Consider the following 16879-nt stretch of genomic DNA (forward strand, 5'->3'; position numbering starts at 1 on the left):
GTAAGATTTACATCCTACCGGATCCCTTCTTCAGGATTTACCCGCTTTTGCCAGTTCTTTTACCAGTGGCAGCATAATGCGTACCACGTCGCGGCTACGGTGCTCTATCCGGCCCGGTAACGCTTTATCGATATGCTGCTGGTTATCCAGTCGCACATCGTGCCAGCTGTTGCCTGCCGGGAATGAGGCGCTTTTGGCGCGCTGCTGATAGCCATCTTTCTTGCCCAGGTTCCAGTTGGTCGCTTCAACGGAGAGAACGGCAATCCCCGCGTTGTCGAAGACCTCTGCATCGTTACAACATCCAGTGCCTTTCGGATAGCCTTTGTTCAGACCTGGATTGGTGCTGGCAACGATACCGCGGCTGTGCGCGATAGCCAGTGCCCGGTCGCGCGTCAGTTTTCGCACCGCTTCCGGGGTTTTCTTACCGCTATTGAAATAGAGCTTATCGCCGACGATCAGATTATCGAGGTTGATAACCAGCAGCGTGTTTTTCTTCTCGGCGGCGCTCATTCGCTTCAGGATGTTCTCCGCGCCCAGTTTTCCTTCTTCCTCGCCGCTGGTGGCGATAAATCGAATACCGTACTGCGTCGGCACGTTTTTGAGTTTTTCTGCCAGTTCCAGCATTACGCCAACACCTGCGGCGTTGTCATCGATACCTTGCAGGGTTAATCCACCCAGATTGGCATCGGAATCGGCGTCGCTTTGTGCGGCGTAGGTGTCGAGGTGCGCCATAATAATAATCTGCTGCGGCGCTTTGCCTTCATGTGCAGCAATAACGGTGCTTCCCGTTACGTTATGCCAGTTTTTACGGTTATCTTTGGCGGTATAAACATAACGGCTATTAAACGTCCGAATATCGCTGCTATAACCCATCTGCTGAAATTGTTGACGTATATAATCAGCAGACAACATTTCAGCCGGAGATCCCGTCACGCGGCCTGGGAAAAACGTTGCGATATATCGAGCCTGGGTATTTGCGATATCTCCGGGCTTCGAAGATGTTGCCTGTGCGGGAAGGATGAAGCACGCGCCGAGCGCCATGGCTGCAAGAAGGTGGCGCGATGCGAGAAACATGATGAGTCCTTAAATACCAAGCAGAAATTTTTAGCCGCTAGTATGAAACCGTGATCGAGGTAAAACAATTTCATTTGCTCCTAAATGCCCGAATTCCGGTAGCTTAAGCACTTTTTGATATTTGCTTTTCCGGATCGTTATTCCTTTGAGGAACTACTCATTCCAATTCGTAATTTCATTCGCCCTCTTGCCCTCCCTATAGTCAGGTTATCTGAGCATCGTTAGCAAAATAACGGCATTACATAGGAACGGTTATGGATCAAAAACGACTTACCCACCTGCGGCAACTGGAAGCGGAGAGCATCCATATCATTCGTGAGGTGGCCGCCGAGTTTTCTAATCCGGTGATGATGTATTCCATCGGCAAAGATTCCAGCGTAATGCTGCATCTGGCGCGTAAAGCGTTTTATCCGGGCACGCTGCCGTTCCCATTGCTGCACGTTGATACCGGCTGGAAATTCAGCGAAATGTACGAGTTTCGTGACCGCACGGCGAAAGCCTACGGCTGTGAACTGCTGGTGCATAAAAACCCGGAAGGGGTGGCGATGGGCATCAACCCGTTCGTTCACGGCAGCGCCAAGCATACCGACATTATGAAAACCGAAGGGCTGAAGCAGGCGCTGAATAAATACGGTTTCGATGCCGCGTTTGGTGGTGCTCGTCGTGACGAAGAGAAATCACGTGCCAAAGAGCGCATTTACTCTTTCCGCGATCGTTTTCATCGCTGGGACCCGAAAAACCAGCGCCCGGAGCTGTGGCATAACTACAACGGGCAGATTAACAAAGGCGAAAGCATTCGCGTCTTCCCGCTCTCTAACTGGACTGAACAGGATATCTGGCAATACATCTGGCTGGAAAATATCGACATCGTGCCGCTATATCTGGCGGCGGAGCGTCCGGTGCTGGAACGCGACGGCATGCTGATGATGATTGATGACGACAGAATCGATCTGCAGCCCGGGGAAGTGATTAAAAAACGCATGGTGCGTTTCCGTACGCTCGGCTGCTGGCCGCTGACAGGCGCGGTGGAGTCGAATGCGCAAACGCTGCCGGAAATTATCGAAGAGATGCTGGTCTCAACCACCAGTGAACGTCAGGGCCGCGTGATTGACCGCGACCAGGCGGGCTCCATGGAGCTGAAGAAACGTCAGGGGTATTTCTAAGGAGCCGCCATGAACACGACACTTGCACAACAAATTGCTAATGAAGGCGGCGTTGAAGCCTGGATGGTTGCCCAGCAACACAAAAGTCTGCTGCGTTTTTTAACCTGCGGTAGCGTGGATGATGGGAAAAGTACCCTGATTGGCCGCCTGCTGCACGACACGCGTCAGATTTATGAAGACCAGCTTTCATCGCTGCACAATGACAGTAAACGTCACGGCACTCAGGGCGAAAAGCTCGATCTGGCGTTATTGGTTGACGGCTTGCAGGCCGAGCGCGAGCAGGGCATCACCATCGACGTGGCGTACCGTTATTTCTCTACCGAGAAGCGTAAATTTATTATTGCGGACACTCCCGGGCATGAGCAGTACACCCGTAATATGGCGACCGGTGCGTCGACCTGCGACCTGGCGATCCTATTGATCGATGCGCGTAAAGGCGTGCTGGATCAGACTCGTCGTCATAGCTTTATCTCCACGCTGCTTGGGATCAAACACCTGGTGGTGGCGATCAACAAAATGGATCTGGTGGACTTTAGCGAAGAGACATTTAACCGCATTCGCGAAGACTATCTTACTTTTGCTGAACAACTGCCGGGCAACCTGGATATCCGGTTTGTGCCGCTCTCTGCGCTGGAAGGCGATAACGTTGCTTCGCAAAGCGCCAGTATGCCGTGGTACAGCGGTCCGACGCTGCTGGAAGTGCTGGAAACCGTTGAGATCCAGCGCATTGTTGATACTCAGCCGATGCGCTTCCCGGTGCAGTATGTGAACCGACCGAATCTGGATTTCCGTGGTTATGCCGGAACGCTGGCCTCCGGTAGCGTGAAGGTCGGACAGCGCGTCAAAGTGCTGCCGTCCGGCGTGGAGTCGAGCGTGGCGCGGATCGTAACCTTTGATGGCGATTTACAGGAAGCGCATGCGGGTGAAGCGATCACCCTGGTGCTGAAAGATGAGATCGATATCAGCCGGGGCGACCTGCTGCTTGATGCCAGTGAAACGCTGCCGACAGTACAAAGCGCAGCTGTTGATGTGGTGTGGATGGCGGAACAACCGTTGTCGCCCGGGCAGAGTTACGACATAAAAGTCGCAGGCAAGAAGACCCGCGCACGCGTAGATAGCGTGCAGTATCAGGTCGATATAAACAACCTGACCCAACGTGACGTTGAAGCGCTGCCACTGAATGGTATCGGTCTGGTTAATCTGACTTTTGATGAGCCGCTGGTGCTGGATACCTATCAGCAGAATCCGGTTACGGGCGGGCTGATTATCATTGATCGCCTGACTAACGTTACCGTTGGCGCGGGGCTGGTGCGTGAGCCAATCGTCCAGGAGCTTGCCACAGCTTCTCAGTTCAGCGCGTTTGAGCTGGAGCTTAATGCACTGGTGCGTCGCCACTTCCCACACTGGGGTGCGCGCGATCTGCTGGGAGGAAAATAATGGCGCTGCATGACGAAAACGTCGTCTGGCATGCCCATCCTGTTACACCGCAACAGCGGGAACAACGCCACGGTCATCGTGGTGTTGTGCTGTGGTTTACCGGGCTGTCAGGTTCTGGTAAATCCACGGTAGCAGGGGCGCTGGAAGAGGCGCTGCATAAGCTAGGGGTGAGCACCTATCTGCTGGATGGCGATAACGTGCGTCACGGTCTGTGCAGCGATCTTGGGTTTAGCGATGCCGATCGCAAGGAGAATATTCGTCGGGTTGGTGAAGTGGCTAATCTAATGGTAGACGCCGGCCTGGTGGTGTTGACTGCGTTTATCTCTCCACATCGCGCCGAGCGAAAAATGGTTCGCGAGCGCGTGGGCGAAGGGCGTTTTATTGAGGTTTTTGTCGATACGCCATTAGCAACGTGTGAAGCACGCGATCCAAAAGGGCTGTATAAAAAAGCGCGAGCGGGGGAATTGCGTAATTTCACCGGAATTGACTCGGTTTACGAAGCGCCTGAATCGCCAGAGATTCATCTTGATGGTGAACAATTGGTAACAAATTTGGTTCCTCAATTATTAGACCTGCTGAGGCAGGAAGATATTATCAGATCCTGAGACACCCGAGCTTGCATGCCCGGTCAGTCACAGTCACAGGATTAGATATGCGTAACAGCCATAACATTACTATTACAGAGTCAGATACCTTCGCTGCCGACGACGAAACTACCTGGTCACTCCCAGGAGCCGTGGTCGGTTTTATCGCGTGGTTGCTGGCGCTGGGATTCCCGTGTCTGATGTATGGCCCTAACACACTGTTTTTCTTCCTCTATACCTGGCCCTTTTTCCTCGCGTTGTTGCCCGTGGCGATTGTGGCGGGTATTGCCCTGCATTCGCTATTGAAGGGGAGATTGCTGCTGAGTATTGCCTGTACCCTGCTGGTGGTTGGCGCAATGTTTGGCGCACTGTTTCTGTGGCTACTGGGTTAGGCATACGTCCTTTCACGCGATCGCCGCTGTTGTTCACTGTCTGGCCATAATTCAAACCGTAACCAACAATGAGATTATGTTCTCCTTACACGGGGTATACGTAACAACGAGCAAATGTGGTACATTTGCCCGCGTTGTCGCGGCATTCCCGTCCGTTGATGTAAAGTTGTCAGCGGAGTTTATGGGATGTTGATGCCGTTTTTCAGGGGGCAGGATGGGTAAACTTACGTTGCTGTTGCTGGCTTTATTAGTCTGGCTACAGTATTCGCTGTGGTTCGGTAAGAACGGCATACATGACTATAGTCGCGTCAACGATGATGTTGCGGCGCAGCAAGCTACAAACGCGAAACTGAAAGCGCGTAACGATCAGCTTTTTGCCGAAATTGACGATCTCAATGGCGGGCAAGAGGCTATCGAAGAGCGCGCGCGTAACGAACTCAGTATGACTAAGCCAGGCGAAACCTTTTATCGTCTGGTGCCTGACGCGTCTAAACGCGCTCAGACTGCAGGGCAAAACAATCGATAAACCGTCCAGGGATTTAACATGGCAGCCACTTTAATGGACGTTTGCGCCGTGGTGCCGGCTGCCGGGTTTGGCCGCCGAATGCAAACAGAGTGTCCTAAGCAGTACCTCTCTATTGGCAATAAAACCATTCTCGAACACTCGGTTGATGCGCTGCTGGCTCATCCCCGGGTGACGCGAGTCGTCATCGCTATTAGCCCAGGCGACAGTCGCTTTGCCCAACTTCCACTCGCAGCGCACCCGCAAATTACCGTGGTGGATGGTGGCAACGAGCGTGCCGATTCTGTCCTGGCCGGTTTGCAAGCCGCAGGTGAGGCCAGTTGGGTACTGGTGCATGATGCCGCGCGTCCGTGCCTGCATCAGGAAGATTTATCTCGTTTGCTGGCAATAAGTGAAACCAGCCGCATCGGCGGGATCCTTGCTGCGCCGGTGCGCGACACGATGAAACGCGCGGAGCCGGGCCGAACAGACATCGCACATACGGTCGATCGCACCGATTTATGGCATGCGTTGACGCCGCAGTTTTTCCCTCGCGAGCTGTTGCATGACTGTCTGACCCGTGCGCTAAACGAAGGCGCAACCATTACGGACGAAGCCTCGGCGCTGGAATATTGCGGTTTTCATCCGCTGCTGGTCGAAGGACGCGCTGACAACATCAAAGTCACCCGCCCGGAAGACCTGGCGCTGGCGGAATTTTATCTGACCCGAACTATCTAGATACATCATTCTTCAGGCTGCCTGGAGGATGTTGTGTATATCAGGAGAAGGCATAATGCGAATTGGACACGGTTTCGACGTACACGCTTTTGGCGGAGTTGGCCCAATTATCATTGGTGGTGTGCGCATCCCGTATGAAAAAGGATTGCTGGCGCATTCTGATGGCGACGTGGCGTTACACGCGTTAACCGATGCTCTGCTGGGCGCGGCTGCGCTGGGGGATATCGGTAAACTCTTCCCGGACACCGACCCGGCCTTTAAAGGTGCAGATAGTCGTGAATTATTGCGTGAAGCCTGGCGGCGTATTCAGGCCAAAGGCTATACGCTTGGTAATGTGGATGTGACGATTATTGCTCAGGCGCCGAAGATGCTGCCGCACATTCCGCAAATGCGCGTGTTTATTGCCGAAGATCTCGGCTGCCATATGGATGATGTTAACGTGAAAGCGACCACCACGGAAAAACTCGGTTTTACCGGGCGTGGGGAAGGGATTGCCTGTGAAGCGGTGGCGTTACTCATTAAGGCAACGAAATGACTGCGTTTGAAGATCTGACGTATCTCCATGGCAAACCACAAGGCCATGGCGTTCTGAAAGCGAATCCGGAAGACTTTGTCGTCGTCGAAGATTTAGGCTTCGAACCGGATGGCGAAGGCGAGCACATTTTGGTGCGTATCCTGAAAAACGGCTGTAATACCCGTTTTGTGGCTGACGCGCTGGCGAAGTTCCTGAAAATTCACGCCCGTGAAGTGAGCTTTGCTGGCCAGAAAGACAAGCATGCAGTCACGGAACAGTGGCTGTGCCCGCGCGTGCCGGGCAATGCAATGCCTGATTTAAGCAAATTTGAACTCGAAGGCTGTAAAGTGCTGGAGTACGCGCGCCACAAGCGTAAGCTGCGTTTAGGGGCGTTGAAAGGTAACGAATTTACGCTGGTGCTGCGTGAAGTGAGCCAGCGAGAGGACGTTGAAGCGCGTTTGCAGGCGATTAGCGAGCGCGGCGTACCGAACTATTTTGGCGCTCAGCGTTTTGGTATTGGCGGCAGCAACCTGCAAGGGGCGCTGCGTTGGGCGCAAAGCGATGCGCCGGTGCGCGATCGCAATAAGCGCAGTTTTTGGTTGTCGGCGGCCCGTAGCGCGTTGTTTAATCAGATAGTCAGTGAACGCTTGAAAAAAACAGACTTTAATCAAGTTGTTGACGGCGATGCGCTACAATTGTCGGGACGCGGAAGTTGGTTTGTCGCCACGCAGGAAGAACAAACCGAATTACAGCGTCGCGTCGATGATAAAGAATTGATGATTACAGCGGCATTACCGGGCAGCGGTGAGTGGGGAACTCAGCGCGACGCGCTGGCGTTTGAAGAAGCCGCTATTGCTGATGAAACCGCGCTGCAGTCGCTGTTATTGCGCGAGAAAGTCGACGCATCGCGTCGTGCTATGTTGCTGTATCCACAACAATTAAGCTGGAACTGGTGGGATGACGTAACCGTTGAGTTACGTTTCTGGCTACCGGCAGGTAGCTTCGCCACCAGTGTTGTAAGGGAACTTATTAACACAATGGGTGATTATGCGTATATTGCTGAGTAACGATGATGGGGTCCACGCACCCGGTATACAAACGCTGGCGAAAGCGCTGCGTGAGTTTGCTGACGTACAGGTGGTTGCCCCGGATCGTAACCGCAGTGGCGCGTCTAACTCGCTGACGCTGGAATCCTCACTTCGCACGTTCACCTATGATAACGGTGATATCGCCGTACAAATGGGTACACCTACCGATTGCGTCTATCTGGGCGTGAACGCATTAATGCGTCCGCGTCCGGACATTGTCGTGTCTGGTATTAACGCAGGTCCTAATCTGGGCGATGATGTTATCTATTCCGGTACCGTTGCGGCGGCGATGGAAGGTCGTCACCTGGGCTTTCCTGCGTTGGCGGTCTCACTTGATGGGCATAAACACTACGATACTGCTGCCGCAGTAACCTGCCGTATCTTACGGGCGCTGAGTCGTGAACCGCTGCGCACCGGGCGAATTTTGAATATCAACGTGCCGGATTTACCGCTGGATCAGATTAAAGGTATCCGCGTCACCCGCTGCGGTAGCCGCCATCCTGCGGATCAGGTGATCCCACAGCAGGACCCGCGCGGTAATACGCTGTACTGGATCGGGCCGCCGGGCGAAAAGTGCGACGCCGGACCGGATACAGATTTTGCCGCCGTCGATGAAGGCTATGTTTCCATTACGCCGCTGCATGTCGATTTAACCGCCTACGGCGCGCATGAAGTTGTTTCTGACTGGTTAGACAGCGTGGGAGCCGACACGCAATGGTAAGCAGACGCGTACACACTCTTCTTGAACAATTACGTGCGCAGGGCATCAGAGATGAGCTTGTTCTCGATGCACTTGCCGCCGTGCCGCGTGAAAAATTCATTGATGAGGCGTTTGAACATAAGGCCTGGGACAATATTGCTCTGCCGATTGGTCAGGGGCAGACTATTTCGCAGCCCTATATGGTTGCGCGGATGACCGAGCTGCTTGAGTTAACGCCGCAGTCCCGGGTGCTGGAAATTGGTACCGGCTCTGGTTACCAAACGGCGATTCTGGCACACCTGGTGCACCATGTATGCTCTGTTGAGCGCATTAAAGGTTTGCAGTGGCAGGCGCGTCGTCGACTTAAACAGCTTGATTTACATAATGTTTCTACCCGTCATGGTGATGGATGGCAGGGCTGGCAAGCGCGAGCCCCGTTTGACGCTATCATTGTTACGGCAGCGCCGCCTGAGATCCCAACCGCATTGATGATGCAGTTGGATGAAGGCGGTATTCTCGTCTTACCCGTGGGCGACGAGCACCAGTTTCTGAAACGGGTGCGTCGTCGGGGAGGCGAATTTATTATCGATACCGTGGAGGCCGTACGTTTCGTTCCCTTAGTAAAAGGGGAGCTTGCGTAGATACAGGCTCTGAATACCTGGAGTTTTCCTGGATATTCTGGAATTAGTAAGCGTATCGTGGTCACGTTTCCAGTGCCCAGTCCGATGCCTTGCACGGTGATTACGTCACTGGTTTTAACCAAATTTTCCTGGGGGATAAATGAGCGCGGGAAGCCACAAATTTACCGTTCGCCGCATTGCGGCATTGTCACTGGTTTCATTATGGCTGGCAGGTTGTTCAAATACCTCGAATCCACCAGCGCCGGTCAACTCGGTTGGTGGCAGTGCATCAACGAACACCAATTCCGGCATGCTGATTACGCCTCCACCAAAAATGGGCTCGACGTCGACAGTACAGCAAACGCCACAGATCCAGCCGGTGCAGCGTCCGACCACACAGTCAACACAGATCCAGCCTGTCGCGGAACAGCCTGTGCAGATGGAAAACGGTCGTATTGTGTACAACCGTAAGTATGGGAACATTCCGAAAGGTAGCTATACGGGCGGCAGTACCTATACTGTTAAGAAAGGCGATACCCTTTTCTATATTGCCTGGATTACCGGGAACGATTTCCGTGATCTCGCACAACGCAATAACGTTCCGGCCCCGTATGGCCTGAATGTCGGTCAAACTCTGCAAGTGGGCAACGCGTCGGGTACACCGATTACTGGTGGTAATGCTATTACCCAGGCGGATGCAGCACAGCAAGGAGTTGTGACCAACCCTGCACAAAATTCCACCGTTGCTGTTGCTTCGAAACCAACAATTACGTATTCTGAGGATTCAGGTGAACAAAGTGCTAATAAAATGTTGCCGAACAACAAGCCTGCTGGGACCGTTGTCACAGCGCCTGTAACGGCTCCAGCAGTTAGCGCAACCGAATCAACTGCAAGCTCAACGTCAACCAGCTCGCCAATCTCTACCTGGCGCTGGCCGACTGACGGCAAAGTAATCGAAAACTTTGCGGCTACTGAAGGTGGCAATAAAGGGATCGATATTGCAGGCAGTAAAGGACAGGCTATTGTCGCGACCGCAGATGGACGCGTCGTATATGCCGGTAACGCACTGCGCGGTTACGGTAATCTTATTATCATCAAACATAACGATGATTACCTGAGTGCCTACGCCCATAACGATACAATGCTGGTCCGGGAACAACAAGAAATCAAGGCGGGGCAGAAAATAGCTACCATGGGTAGCACCGGAACCAGTTCAACACGCTTGCATTTTGAAATTCGTTACAAGGGGAAATCCGTAAACCCGCTGCGCTATTTACCGCAGCGATAATTCGGCGGAACCAGGCTTTCACGTGCTAGTTCCGTTAGGGATCACGGGTAGGAGCCACCTTTATGAGTCAGAATACGCTGAAAGTTCATGATTTAAATGAAGATGCGGAATTTGATGAGAACGGAGTAGAGGCTTTTGATGAAAAAGCCTTGAGTGAAGAGGAACCCAGTGATAACGACCTGGCTGAAGAAGAGCTGTTATCGCAGGGGGCCACACAGCGTGTGTTGGACGCGACTCAGCTTTACCTTGGTGAGATTGGTTATTCACCACTGTTAACAGCCGAAGAAGAAGTTTATTTTGCGCGTCGCGCACTGCGTGGGGATGTCGCATCCCGCCGTCGCATGATTGAAAGTAACCTGCGTCTGGTGGTGAAAATTGCTCGTCGTTATGGCAATCGTGGTCTGGCATTGCTGGACCTGATTGAAGAGGGCAATCTGGGACTGATCCGTGCAGTCGAGAAGTTTGACCCGGAACGCGGGTTCCGCTTCTCAACATACGCAACCTGGTGGATCCGCCAGACGATCGAACGGGCGATTATGAACCAAACCCGTACGATCCGACTGCCAATTCACATTGTAAAAGAGCTGAACGTCTATCTGCGTACCGCGCGTGAGTTGTCGCATAAACTGGACCACGAACCGAGCGCAGAAGAGATTGCTGAACAACTGGATAAACCGGTTGATGACGTCAGCCGTATGCTCCGACTCAACGAGCGTATTACCTCGGTAGACACCCCGCTGGGTGGCGATTCCGAAAAAGCGTTGCTGGATATTCTGGCCGATGAAAAGGAAAACGGCCCGGAAGACACCACGCAAGACGATGATATGAAACAGAGCATCGTCAAATGGCTGTTCGAACTGAACGCCAAACAGCGTGAAGTGCTGGCACGTCGTTTTGGTCTGCTGGGGTACGAAGCTGCGACACTGGAAGATGTGGGCCGTGAAATTGGTCTCACCCGTGAACGTGTTCGCCAGATTCAGGTTGAAGGTCTGCGTCGTCTGCGTGAAATTCTGCAGACTCAGGGACTGAATATCGAAGCGCTTTTCCGCGAGTAAGCACAAGTTATATCAAGAAAGGCCAGTCTCATTGAGACTGGCCTTTTTCTATGTTTGTTGCCTGATGGCACTGCGTTTATCAGGCCTACGGGGAGCAGGACTTTGTAGGCCGGATAAGACATTTATGTCGCCATCCGGTAGATTAGTTCATCATCTTACGCACCAGACGTGTGAACTGCTCACGTTCTTCATCAGATAATCGCCCCAGAAACTCATCATCCACGCTATCGCCTAACGGGGTTGCGCTGGCCAGTAATGCTTCTCCTTGCGCGGTCAAATAAACAAACCGCCGACGCTTGTCTGCCGGGTCGTGTTCGCGTCTGACCAGCTCCCGTTTTTCCATCCGGCTCAGCATTTCCGCAAGCGTTGCCTTGGTACAGACTGCGGCTTCGGTCAGGGCGACCTGCTCAATGCCGGGATGCTCGGCAATGGCACGCATCACTGCATACTGCGGTTTGGTCAGGTCCGGTAATTCATGTTGCCAGCGGGACGTATGCTGCTGGAAGAGCTGACGTAAAAGGTGAAATGCTTTATTTCGTAACGGCATGAGCGCTCCGGAATTCCTGTCAGTCTCTATCATAGCGGGTTACGCATCTTTTTTTAACAATTGCGGCTTTAGCGATCTGTGCGCGATGGCCTTGCCCGAAATGTTATGTGAGAGTATTTTAATCAAAATGTTCGTACACGAACAAAAATTGAGAAACTAAATGAGATTAATTGTCGGAATGACCGGGGCAACCGGCGCACCGCTTGGCGTGTCGCTATTGCAGGCGTTGCGGGAAATGCCCGAAGTGGAAACCCATCTGGTGCTGTCAAAGTGGGCCAAAACCACTATTGAACTGGAAACGCCGCACAGCGTCCGTGATGTGTCTGCGTTGGCCGATTATTGCCACAACCCGGCGGATCAGGCGGCGACCATCTCCTCTGGATCGTTTCGCACTGACGGCATGATCATTATCCCCTGCAGTATGAAAACCCTGGCCGGTATTCGTGCAGGCTACGCGGAAGGGCTGGTGGGTCGCGCTGCTGATGTGGTGCTGAAAGAAGGGCGCAAGCTGGTTCTGGTACCGCGTGAAATGCCGCTTAGCACGATTCATCTGGAAAACATGCTCGCGCTTTCCCGCATGGGCGTGGCGATGGTCCCGCCGATGCCCGCGTATTACAACCACCCGCAAACGGTCGATGACATTACGCAGCATATCGTTGCGCGTGTGCTCGATCAGTTTGGTCTGGAACACCCCAACGCCCGTCGCTGGCAGGGTTTACGGCAGGCGCAGAATTTTTCACAGGAGAATGAATAATGGCATTTGATGATTTGCGCAGCTTTTTACAAGCGCTGGATGACCAGGGGCAATTGCTGAAAATCAGTGAAGAAGTTAACGCCGAGCCGGATCTGGCTGCGGCAGCCAATGCGACCGGACGCATTGGTGATGGTGCGCCAGCGCTGTGGTTTGACAATATTCGTGGTTTTACCGATGCCCGCGTGGCGATGAACACTATTGGTTCGTGGCAGAATCACGCCATCTCTTTAGGCCTGCCGCCAAATACCCCGGTGAAAAAACAGATTGATGAGTTTATTCGCCGTTGGGATAAATTTCCGGTTACGCCGGAGCGTCGCGCCAATCCGGCATGGGCTGAAAACTGTGTTGATGGTGATGAGATCAACCTGTTTGATATTCTGCCGCTGTTTCGCCTGAACGATGGCGACGGCGGTTTCTATCTTGATAAAGCCTGCGTGGTGTCGCGCGATCCGCTGGATCCGGACAACTTCGGTAAACAGAATGTCGGCATTTATCGTATGGAAGTGAAGGGCAAACGCAAGCTTGGCCTGCAGCCGGTACCGATGCATGATATCGCGCTGCACCTGCATAAAGCCGAAGAGCGCGGTGAAGATCTGCCGATTGCCATCACGCTGGGTAACGATCCGATCATTACCCTCATGGGGGCCACGCCGCTGAAGTACGATCAGTCGGAATACGAAATGGCGGGAGCGCTGCGTGAAAGTCCGTATCCGATCGCTACCGCGCCGCTCACCGGCTTTGACGTGCCATGGGGTTCAGAAGTGATCCTCGAAGGGGTCATTGAAAGCCGTAAGCGTGAAATCGAAGGGCCGTTTGGCGAGTTTACCGGGCACTATTCCGGTGGACGTAATATGACGGTCGTGCGTATCGATAAAGTCTCTTATCGCACCAAACCGATTTTTGAATCGTTATATTTGGGGATGCCGTGGACGGAGATTGACTACCTGATGGGTCCGGCAACCTGCGTACCGCTTTATCAACAGCTGAAAGCCGAATTTCCGGAAGTGCAGGCGGTGAATGCCATGTATACCCACGGTTTGCTGGCGATTATCTCCACCAAAAAACGCTACGGCGGCTTTGCCCGCGCGGTGGGGCTGCGCGCAATGACGACGCCGCATGGCCTGGGTTACGTGAAAATGGTGATTATGGTTGATGAGGATGTTGATCCGTTCAACCTGCCGCAGGTGATGTGGGCGCTGTCTTCGAAGGTCAATCCGGCGGGCGATCTGGTGCAATTGCCGAATATGTCGGTGCTGGAGCTTGATCCGGGTTCCAGTCCGGCGGGGATTACCGACAAGTTAATTATTGATGCGACTACGCCGGTTGCGCCGGATAACCGTGGGCACTACAGCCAGCCGGTATGCGATTTACCGGAAACGAAAGCCTGGGCAGAAAAACTGACCGCCATGCTGGCCAACCGTAAATAAGGAGTAGCAGATGATTTGTCCACGTTGTGCCGATGAACATATTGAAGTGATGGCAAGCTCGCCAGTAAAAGGTGTCTGGACGGTATATCAGTGCCAGCATTGTCTATACACCTGGCGTGATACTGAGCCTCTACGCCGTACCTGCCGCGAGCACTACCCGCAAGCGTTTCGCATGACGCAGAAGGATATTGATGACGCACCGATGGTGCCGAGTATTCCACCGCTGCTGGCAGAAGATAAGCGCTAATCAACACGCCGGGTGCGGCTTCGCCTTACCCGGCCTACATATAGCGATATTTTGCAGGCCCGATAAGCGTATCACTATCGGGCATTACGGCGTTACACCAGACTCTTCAACCGGTAGATCCACTCCAGCGCCTGACGAGGCGTTAGCGAATCCGGGTCGAGGTTTTCCAGGGCTTCAACGGCGGGCGACGTTTCTTCCGGAGCTGACAGTAGCGACATCTGTGTGCCATCGACCTGAGTCGCAGCAACATTCGGCGCGATGCTTTCCAGTTCGCGCAGTTTTTGCCGCGCGCGTTTAATAACCTCTTTTGGTACACCTGCCAGGGCAGCTACCGCCAGACCATAGCTCTTGCTTGCCGCACCATCCTGTACGCTGTGCATGAAGGCGATGGTATCGCCGTGCTCTAACGCATCCAGATGCACATTCGCGACGCCCTCCATTTTCTCCGGTAACTGAGTCAGTTCGAAATAGTGGGTGGCAAACAAGGTTAATGCTTTGATTTTATTAGCCAGGTTTTCCGCGCACGCCCACGCCAGCGACAGGCCGTCGTAGGTGGAGGTGCCGCGTCCAATCTCATCCATCAGCACCAGGCTGTTCTCGGTGGCATTATGCAGAATGTTGGCGGTTTCAGTCATTTCTACCATGAAGGTAGAACGACCGGAGGCCAGATCATCCGCCGCACCGACGCGAGTAAAGATCCGATCGATCGGGCCTATTTCCACTTTCTGCGCCGGAACGTAGCTGCCGATGTAGGCCAGCAGCGCAATTAACGCAGTCTGGCGCATATAGGTACTTTTACCCCCCATATTCGGGCCGGTGATGATCAGCATCCGTCGCTGAGGCGAGAGGTTAAGCGGGTTGGCGATAAACGGCTCGGTCAGCACCTGTTCAACCACCGGATGACGTCCCTCGGTAATACGAATACCAGGCTTGTCGGTGAAGGTCGGGCAGGTGTAATTCAGGGTATAAGCGCGTTCCGCAAGGTTGACCAGTACGTCCAGTTCTGCCAGCGCGCTGGCGCTTTGTTGCAAATCAGCCAGGTGCGGCAGCAGCATGTCGAACAGCTCATCGTACAACTGTTTTTCCAGCGCCAGCGCTTTGCCTTTTGATGTCAGAACTTTGTCTTCGTACTCTTTCAGCTCCGGAATAATGTAGCGTTCGGCGTTTTTCAGCGTCTGGCGACGCACATAGTTAATCGGCGCCAGATGACTTTGCCCGCGACTGATCTGAATGTAGTAGCCGTGAACGGCGTTAAATCCAACCTTCAGCGTATCAAGGCCGGTGCGCTCGCGCTCACGGATTTCCAGTCTGTCCAGATAGTCAGTTGCGCCATCAGCCAGCGCTCGCCACTCGTCCAGTTCTTCGTTATAGCCCGGGGCGATGACGCCACCGTCGCGAACCAGCACAGGTGGAGCTTCCACTACGGCACGTTCCAGCAGTTCACGCAGGTCAGCAAACTCACCCATTTTCTCGCGCAGCATCTGTACGGGGGCACTGTCTACGCTTTCCAGTTGCGCGCGCAGTTCCGGTAATTGCTGGAAGGCATGACGCATACGGGCCAGATCGCGCGGGCGCGCAGTACGCAGGGCCAGGCGCGCCAGGATACGTTCAAGATCGCCGACCTGACGCAGCACGGGTTGCAATTCACTGGTGGAATCCTGTAGCGCGCCGATGGTCTGTTGGCGCTCAGTGAGGACTTTGGTGTCGCGGACCGGCATATGCAGCCAGCGCTTGAGCATACGGCTGCCCATCGGCGTCACGGTGCAGTCGAGTACCGAAGCCAGCGTGTTTTCAAAGCCGCCTGCCAGGTTCTGGGTAATTTCCAGATTGCGGCGCGTGGCGGCATCCATAATGATGCTGTCCTGCTGACGTTCCATGGTGATGGAACGAATATGCGGCAGCGAGGTACGCTGGGTATCTTTTACGTATTGCAGCAGGCAGCCAGCCGCGCATAATCCACGCGGGGCGTTTTCCACGCCAAAACCAATCAGATCCCGCGTGCCAAACTGCAAGTTTAGCTGCTGGCGAGCAGTATCGATTTCAAATTCCCATAGTGGACGACGACGTAATCCGCGACGTCCCTCAATCAGTGAGGTTTCAGCGAAATCTTCGGCATACAGCAGTTCAGCGGGATTGGTGCGCTGCAATTCTGCAGCCATCGTCTCGCGGTCGGCAGGTTCGCTGACGCGAAAACGCCCGGAGCTGATATCCAGCGTGGCGTAGCCGTAACCTTTACTGTCCTGCCAGATAGCGGCCAGCAGGTTGTCCTGGCGTTCCTGCAACAGCGCTTCATCACTGATGGTACCTGGCGTGACGATACGCACTACTTTGCGCTCAACCGGACCTTTGCTGGTCGCCGGATCGCCAATCTGCTCACAAATAGCAACGGACTCACCCTGGTTGACCAGCTTAGCGAGGTAGTTTTCTACCGCATGGTGAGGAATGCCCGCCATCGGGATAGGCTCGCCCGCAGACGCGCCGCGTTTGGTCAGGGAGATATCAAGCAACTGAGACGCACGTTTCGCATCGTCATAAAACAGTTCGTAAAAGTCGCCCATGCGGTAAAACAACAGTATCTCCGGGTGCTGGGCTTTCAGCTTGAGATACTGCTGCATCATTGGGGTGTGGTTCGTGAAGTCCGTATCAAGTGACTCTTTCATATCGCTTTTGCTCTTTTTTTAATCTTTTTGGGGACCAGGGCAGTCTCACGTGAGCCCCTGGAAACTCACATAAACCCACAAATTTGTCA

At 53.7% G+C, this 16879-nt stretch carries 18 protein-coding genes; 15 read left to right on the forward strand and 3 right to left on the reverse strand.

What is annotated here, in order from left to right; genetic code table 11:
• Positions 1-30: 30 nt before the first annotated feature.
• Positions 31-1074: an aminopeptidase gene (locus IB222_RS04795; RefSeq protein WP_149384697.1), complete on the reverse strand. Its 1044-nt coding sequence runs from the start codon at positions 1072-1074 to the stop codon at positions 31-33.
• A 254-nt stretch (positions 1075-1328) separates the two neighbouring features.
• Between IB222_RS04795 and cysD the strand changes: the two genes are divergently transcribed.
• The 12 genes from cysD to rpoS all read left to right on the forward strand — a co-directional run bounded on the left by cysD (position 1329) and on the right by rpoS (position 11155).
• The gene (cysD, locus tag IB222_RS04800) at positions 1329-2237 is read left to right on the forward strand and encodes a sulfate adenylyltransferase subunit CysD (protein WP_003034152.1); all 909 of its coding nucleotides are present in this window, start codon (positions 1329-1331) and stop codon (positions 2235-2237) included.
• A gap of 9 nt (positions 2238-2246) precedes the next feature.
• A complete protein-coding gene (gene cysN / locus IB222_RS04805) occupies positions 2247-3674 on the forward strand; it encodes a sulfate adenylyltransferase subunit CysN (protein ID WP_149384696.1) in 1428 nt (475 codons plus the stop codon).
• Complete coding sequence (gene cysC, locus IB222_RS04810) at positions 3674-4279, forward strand: adenylyl-sulfate kinase (protein ID WP_003034157.1); 606 nt, start codon at positions 3674-3676, stop codon at positions 4277-4279. The genes cysN and cysC overlap by 1 nt, the downstream gene beginning before the upstream one ends.
• A gap of 47 nt (positions 4280-4326) precedes the next feature.
• Complete coding sequence (locus IB222_RS04815) at positions 4327-4650, forward strand: DUF3561 family protein (RefSeq protein WP_003825718.1); 324 nt, start codon at positions 4327-4329, stop codon at positions 4648-4650.
• 214 nt (positions 4651-4864) lie between these two features.
• The gene (ftsB, locus tag IB222_RS04820; protein WP_003034163.1) at positions 4865-5176 is read left to right on the forward strand and encodes a cell division protein FtsB; all 312 of its coding nucleotides are present in this window, start codon (positions 4865-4867) and stop codon (positions 5174-5176) included.
• An 18-nt stretch (positions 5177-5194) separates the two neighbouring features.
• Positions 5195-5890 carry a 2-C-methyl-D-erythritol 4-phosphate cytidylyltransferase gene (gene ispD, locus IB222_RS04825; protein WP_003825722.1) on the forward strand — a complete coding sequence of 232 codons (696 nt, stop codon included), beginning with the start codon at positions 5195-5197 and terminating at the stop codon, positions 5888-5890.
• A gap of 55 nt (positions 5891-5945) precedes the next feature.
• Positions 5946-6425 (forward strand): 2-C-methyl-D-erythritol 2,4-cyclodiphosphate synthase, encoded by a 480-nt coding sequence (ispF, locus tag IB222_RS04830; RefSeq protein ID WP_003034167.1) that lies wholly within the window; start codon positions 5946-5948, stop codon positions 6423-6425.
• Complete coding sequence (gene truD / locus IB222_RS04835) at positions 6422-7471, forward strand: tRNA pseudouridine(13) synthase TruD (RefSeq protein WP_149384695.1); 1050 nt, start codon at positions 6422-6424, stop codon at positions 7469-7471. Before ispF ends, truD begins: the two co-directional genes overlap by 4 nt.
• Positions 7452-8213 carry a 5'/3'-nucleotidase SurE gene (gene surE, locus IB222_RS04840; RefSeq protein ID WP_003825728.1) on the forward strand — a complete coding sequence of 254 codons (762 nt, stop codon included), beginning with the start codon at positions 7452-7454 and terminating at the stop codon, positions 8211-8213. The genes truD and surE overlap by 20 nt, the downstream gene beginning before the upstream one ends.
• On the forward strand, positions 8207-8833 hold the full coding sequence (locus IB222_RS04845; RefSeq protein WP_003034172.1) for a protein-L-isoaspartate(D-aspartate) O-methyltransferase: 627 nt from the start codon (positions 8207-8209) through the stop codon (positions 8831-8833). The genes surE and IB222_RS04845 overlap by 7 nt, the downstream gene beginning before the upstream one ends.
• Before the next feature lie 184 nt (positions 8834-9017).
• On the forward strand, positions 9018-10100 hold the full coding sequence (nlpD, locus tag IB222_RS04850; protein WP_223240872.1) for a murein hydrolase activator NlpD: 1083 nt from the start codon (positions 9018-9020) through the stop codon (positions 10098-10100).
• Positions 10101-10162: 62 nt separating this feature from the next.
• The gene (rpoS, locus tag IB222_RS04855) at positions 10163-11155 is read left to right on the forward strand and encodes an RNA polymerase sigma factor RpoS (RefSeq protein ID WP_000081498.1); all 993 of its coding nucleotides are present in this window, start codon (positions 10163-10165) and stop codon (positions 11153-11155) included.
• A 142-nt stretch (positions 11156-11297) separates the two neighbouring features.
• Here the strand turns inward: rpoS and IB222_RS04860 are convergent, their stop codons facing one another.
• Complete coding sequence (locus IB222_RS04860; RefSeq protein ID WP_148361530.1) at positions 11298-11702, reverse strand: MarR family transcriptional regulator; 405 nt, start codon at positions 11700-11702, stop codon at positions 11298-11300.
• 160 nt (positions 11703-11862) lie between these two features.
• Between IB222_RS04860 and IB222_RS04865 the strand changes: the two genes are divergently transcribed.
• The 3 genes from IB222_RS04865 to IB222_RS04875 are packed head-to-tail and all read left to right on the forward strand — an operon-like array spanning position 11863 to position 14130.
• On the forward strand, positions 11863-12456 hold the full coding sequence (locus IB222_RS04865; RefSeq protein WP_063940954.1) for a non-oxidative hydroxyarylic acid decarboxylases subunit B: 594 nt from the start codon (positions 11863-11865) through the stop codon (positions 12454-12456).
• Positions 12456-13883 carry a non-oxidative hydroxyarylic acid decarboxylases subunit C gene (locus IB222_RS04870; protein ID WP_003825816.1) on the forward strand — a complete coding sequence of 476 codons (1428 nt, stop codon included), beginning with the start codon at positions 12456-12458 and terminating at the stop codon, positions 13881-13883. The genes IB222_RS04865 and IB222_RS04870 overlap by 1 nt, the downstream gene beginning before the upstream one ends.
• 10 nt (positions 13884-13893) lie before the next feature.
• Positions 13894-14130, forward strand: coding sequence for a non-oxidative hydroxyarylic acid decarboxylases subunit D (locus tag IB222_RS04875; protein ID WP_148361532.1), 237 nt, complete (start codon positions 13894-13896; stop codon positions 14128-14130).
• Between the two features lie 92 nt (positions 14131-14222).
• Here the strand turns inward: IB222_RS04875 and mutS are convergent, their stop codons facing one another.
• Entirely contained in the window at positions 14223-16790 is a 2568-nt protein-coding gene (mutS, locus tag IB222_RS04880; RefSeq protein ID WP_148361533.1) for a DNA mismatch repair protein MutS, read from the reverse strand.
• Positions 16791-16879: the final 89 nt, after the last annotated feature.

The sequence above is a fragment of the Citrobacter sp. C13 genome, assembly GCF_014596815.2.
Classification (GTDB): Bacteria; Pseudomonadota; Gammaproteobacteria; order Enterobacterales; family Enterobacteriaceae; genus Citrobacter; species Citrobacter portucalensis.

What these genes read in the sequence shown, in the direction of transcription:
- IB222_RS04795 (WP_149384697.1), bottom strand. Translation starts at nt 1,074, where the DNA reads ATGTTTCTCGCATCGCGCCACCTTCTTGCAGCCATGGCGCTCGGCGCG.
- cysD (WP_003034152.1), top strand. Translation starts at nt 1,329, where the DNA reads ATGGATCAAAAACGACTTACCCACCTGCGGCAACTGGAAGCGGAGAGC.
- cysN (WP_149384696.1), top strand. Translation starts at nt 2,247, where the DNA reads ATGAACACGACACTTGCACAACAAATTGCTAATGAAGGCGGCGTTGAA.
- cysC (WP_003034157.1), top strand. Translation starts at nt 3,674, where the DNA reads ATGGCGCTGCATGACGAAAACGTCGTCTGGCATGCCCATCCTGTTACA.
- IB222_RS04815 (WP_003825718.1), top strand. Translation starts at nt 4,327, where the DNA reads ATGCGTAACAGCCATAACATTACTATTACAGAGTCAGATACCTTCGCT.
- ftsB (WP_003034163.1), top strand. Translation starts at nt 4,865, where the DNA reads ATGGGTAAACTTACGTTGCTGTTGCTGGCTTTATTAGTCTGGCTACAG.
- ispD (WP_003825722.1), top strand. Translation starts at nt 5,195, where the DNA reads ATGGCAGCCACTTTAATGGACGTTTGCGCCGTGGTGCCGGCTGCCGGG.
- ispF (WP_003034167.1), top strand. Translation starts at nt 5,946, where the DNA reads ATGCGAATTGGACACGGTTTCGACGTACACGCTTTTGGCGGAGTTGGC.
- truD (WP_149384695.1), top strand. Translation starts at nt 6,422, where the DNA reads ATGACTGCGTTTGAAGATCTGACGTATCTCCATGGCAAACCACAAGGC.
- surE (WP_003825728.1), top strand. Translation starts at nt 7,452, where the DNA reads ATGCGTATATTGCTGAGTAACGATGATGGGGTCCACGCACCCGGTATA.
- IB222_RS04845 (WP_003034172.1), top strand. Translation starts at nt 8,207, where the DNA reads ATGGTAAGCAGACGCGTACACACTCTTCTTGAACAATTACGTGCGCAG.
- rpoS (WP_000081498.1), top strand. Translation starts at nt 10,163, where the DNA reads ATGAGTCAGAATACGCTGAAAGTTCATGATTTAAATGAAGATGCGGAA.
- IB222_RS04860 (WP_148361530.1), bottom strand. Translation starts at nt 11,702, where the DNA reads ATGCCGTTACGAAATAAAGCATTTCACCTTTTACGTCAGCTCTTCCAG.
- IB222_RS04865 (WP_063940954.1), top strand. Translation starts at nt 11,863, where the DNA reads ATGAGATTAATTGTCGGAATGACCGGGGCAACCGGCGCACCGCTTGGC.
- IB222_RS04870 (WP_003825816.1), top strand. Translation starts at nt 12,456, where the DNA reads ATGGCATTTGATGATTTGCGCAGCTTTTTACAAGCGCTGGATGACCAG.
- IB222_RS04875 (WP_148361532.1), top strand. Translation starts at nt 13,894, where the DNA reads ATGATTTGTCCACGTTGTGCCGATGAACATATTGAAGTGATGGCAAGC.
- mutS (WP_148361533.1), bottom strand. Translation starts at nt 16,790, where the DNA reads ATGAAAGAGTCACTTGATACGGACTTCACGAACCACACCCCAATGATG.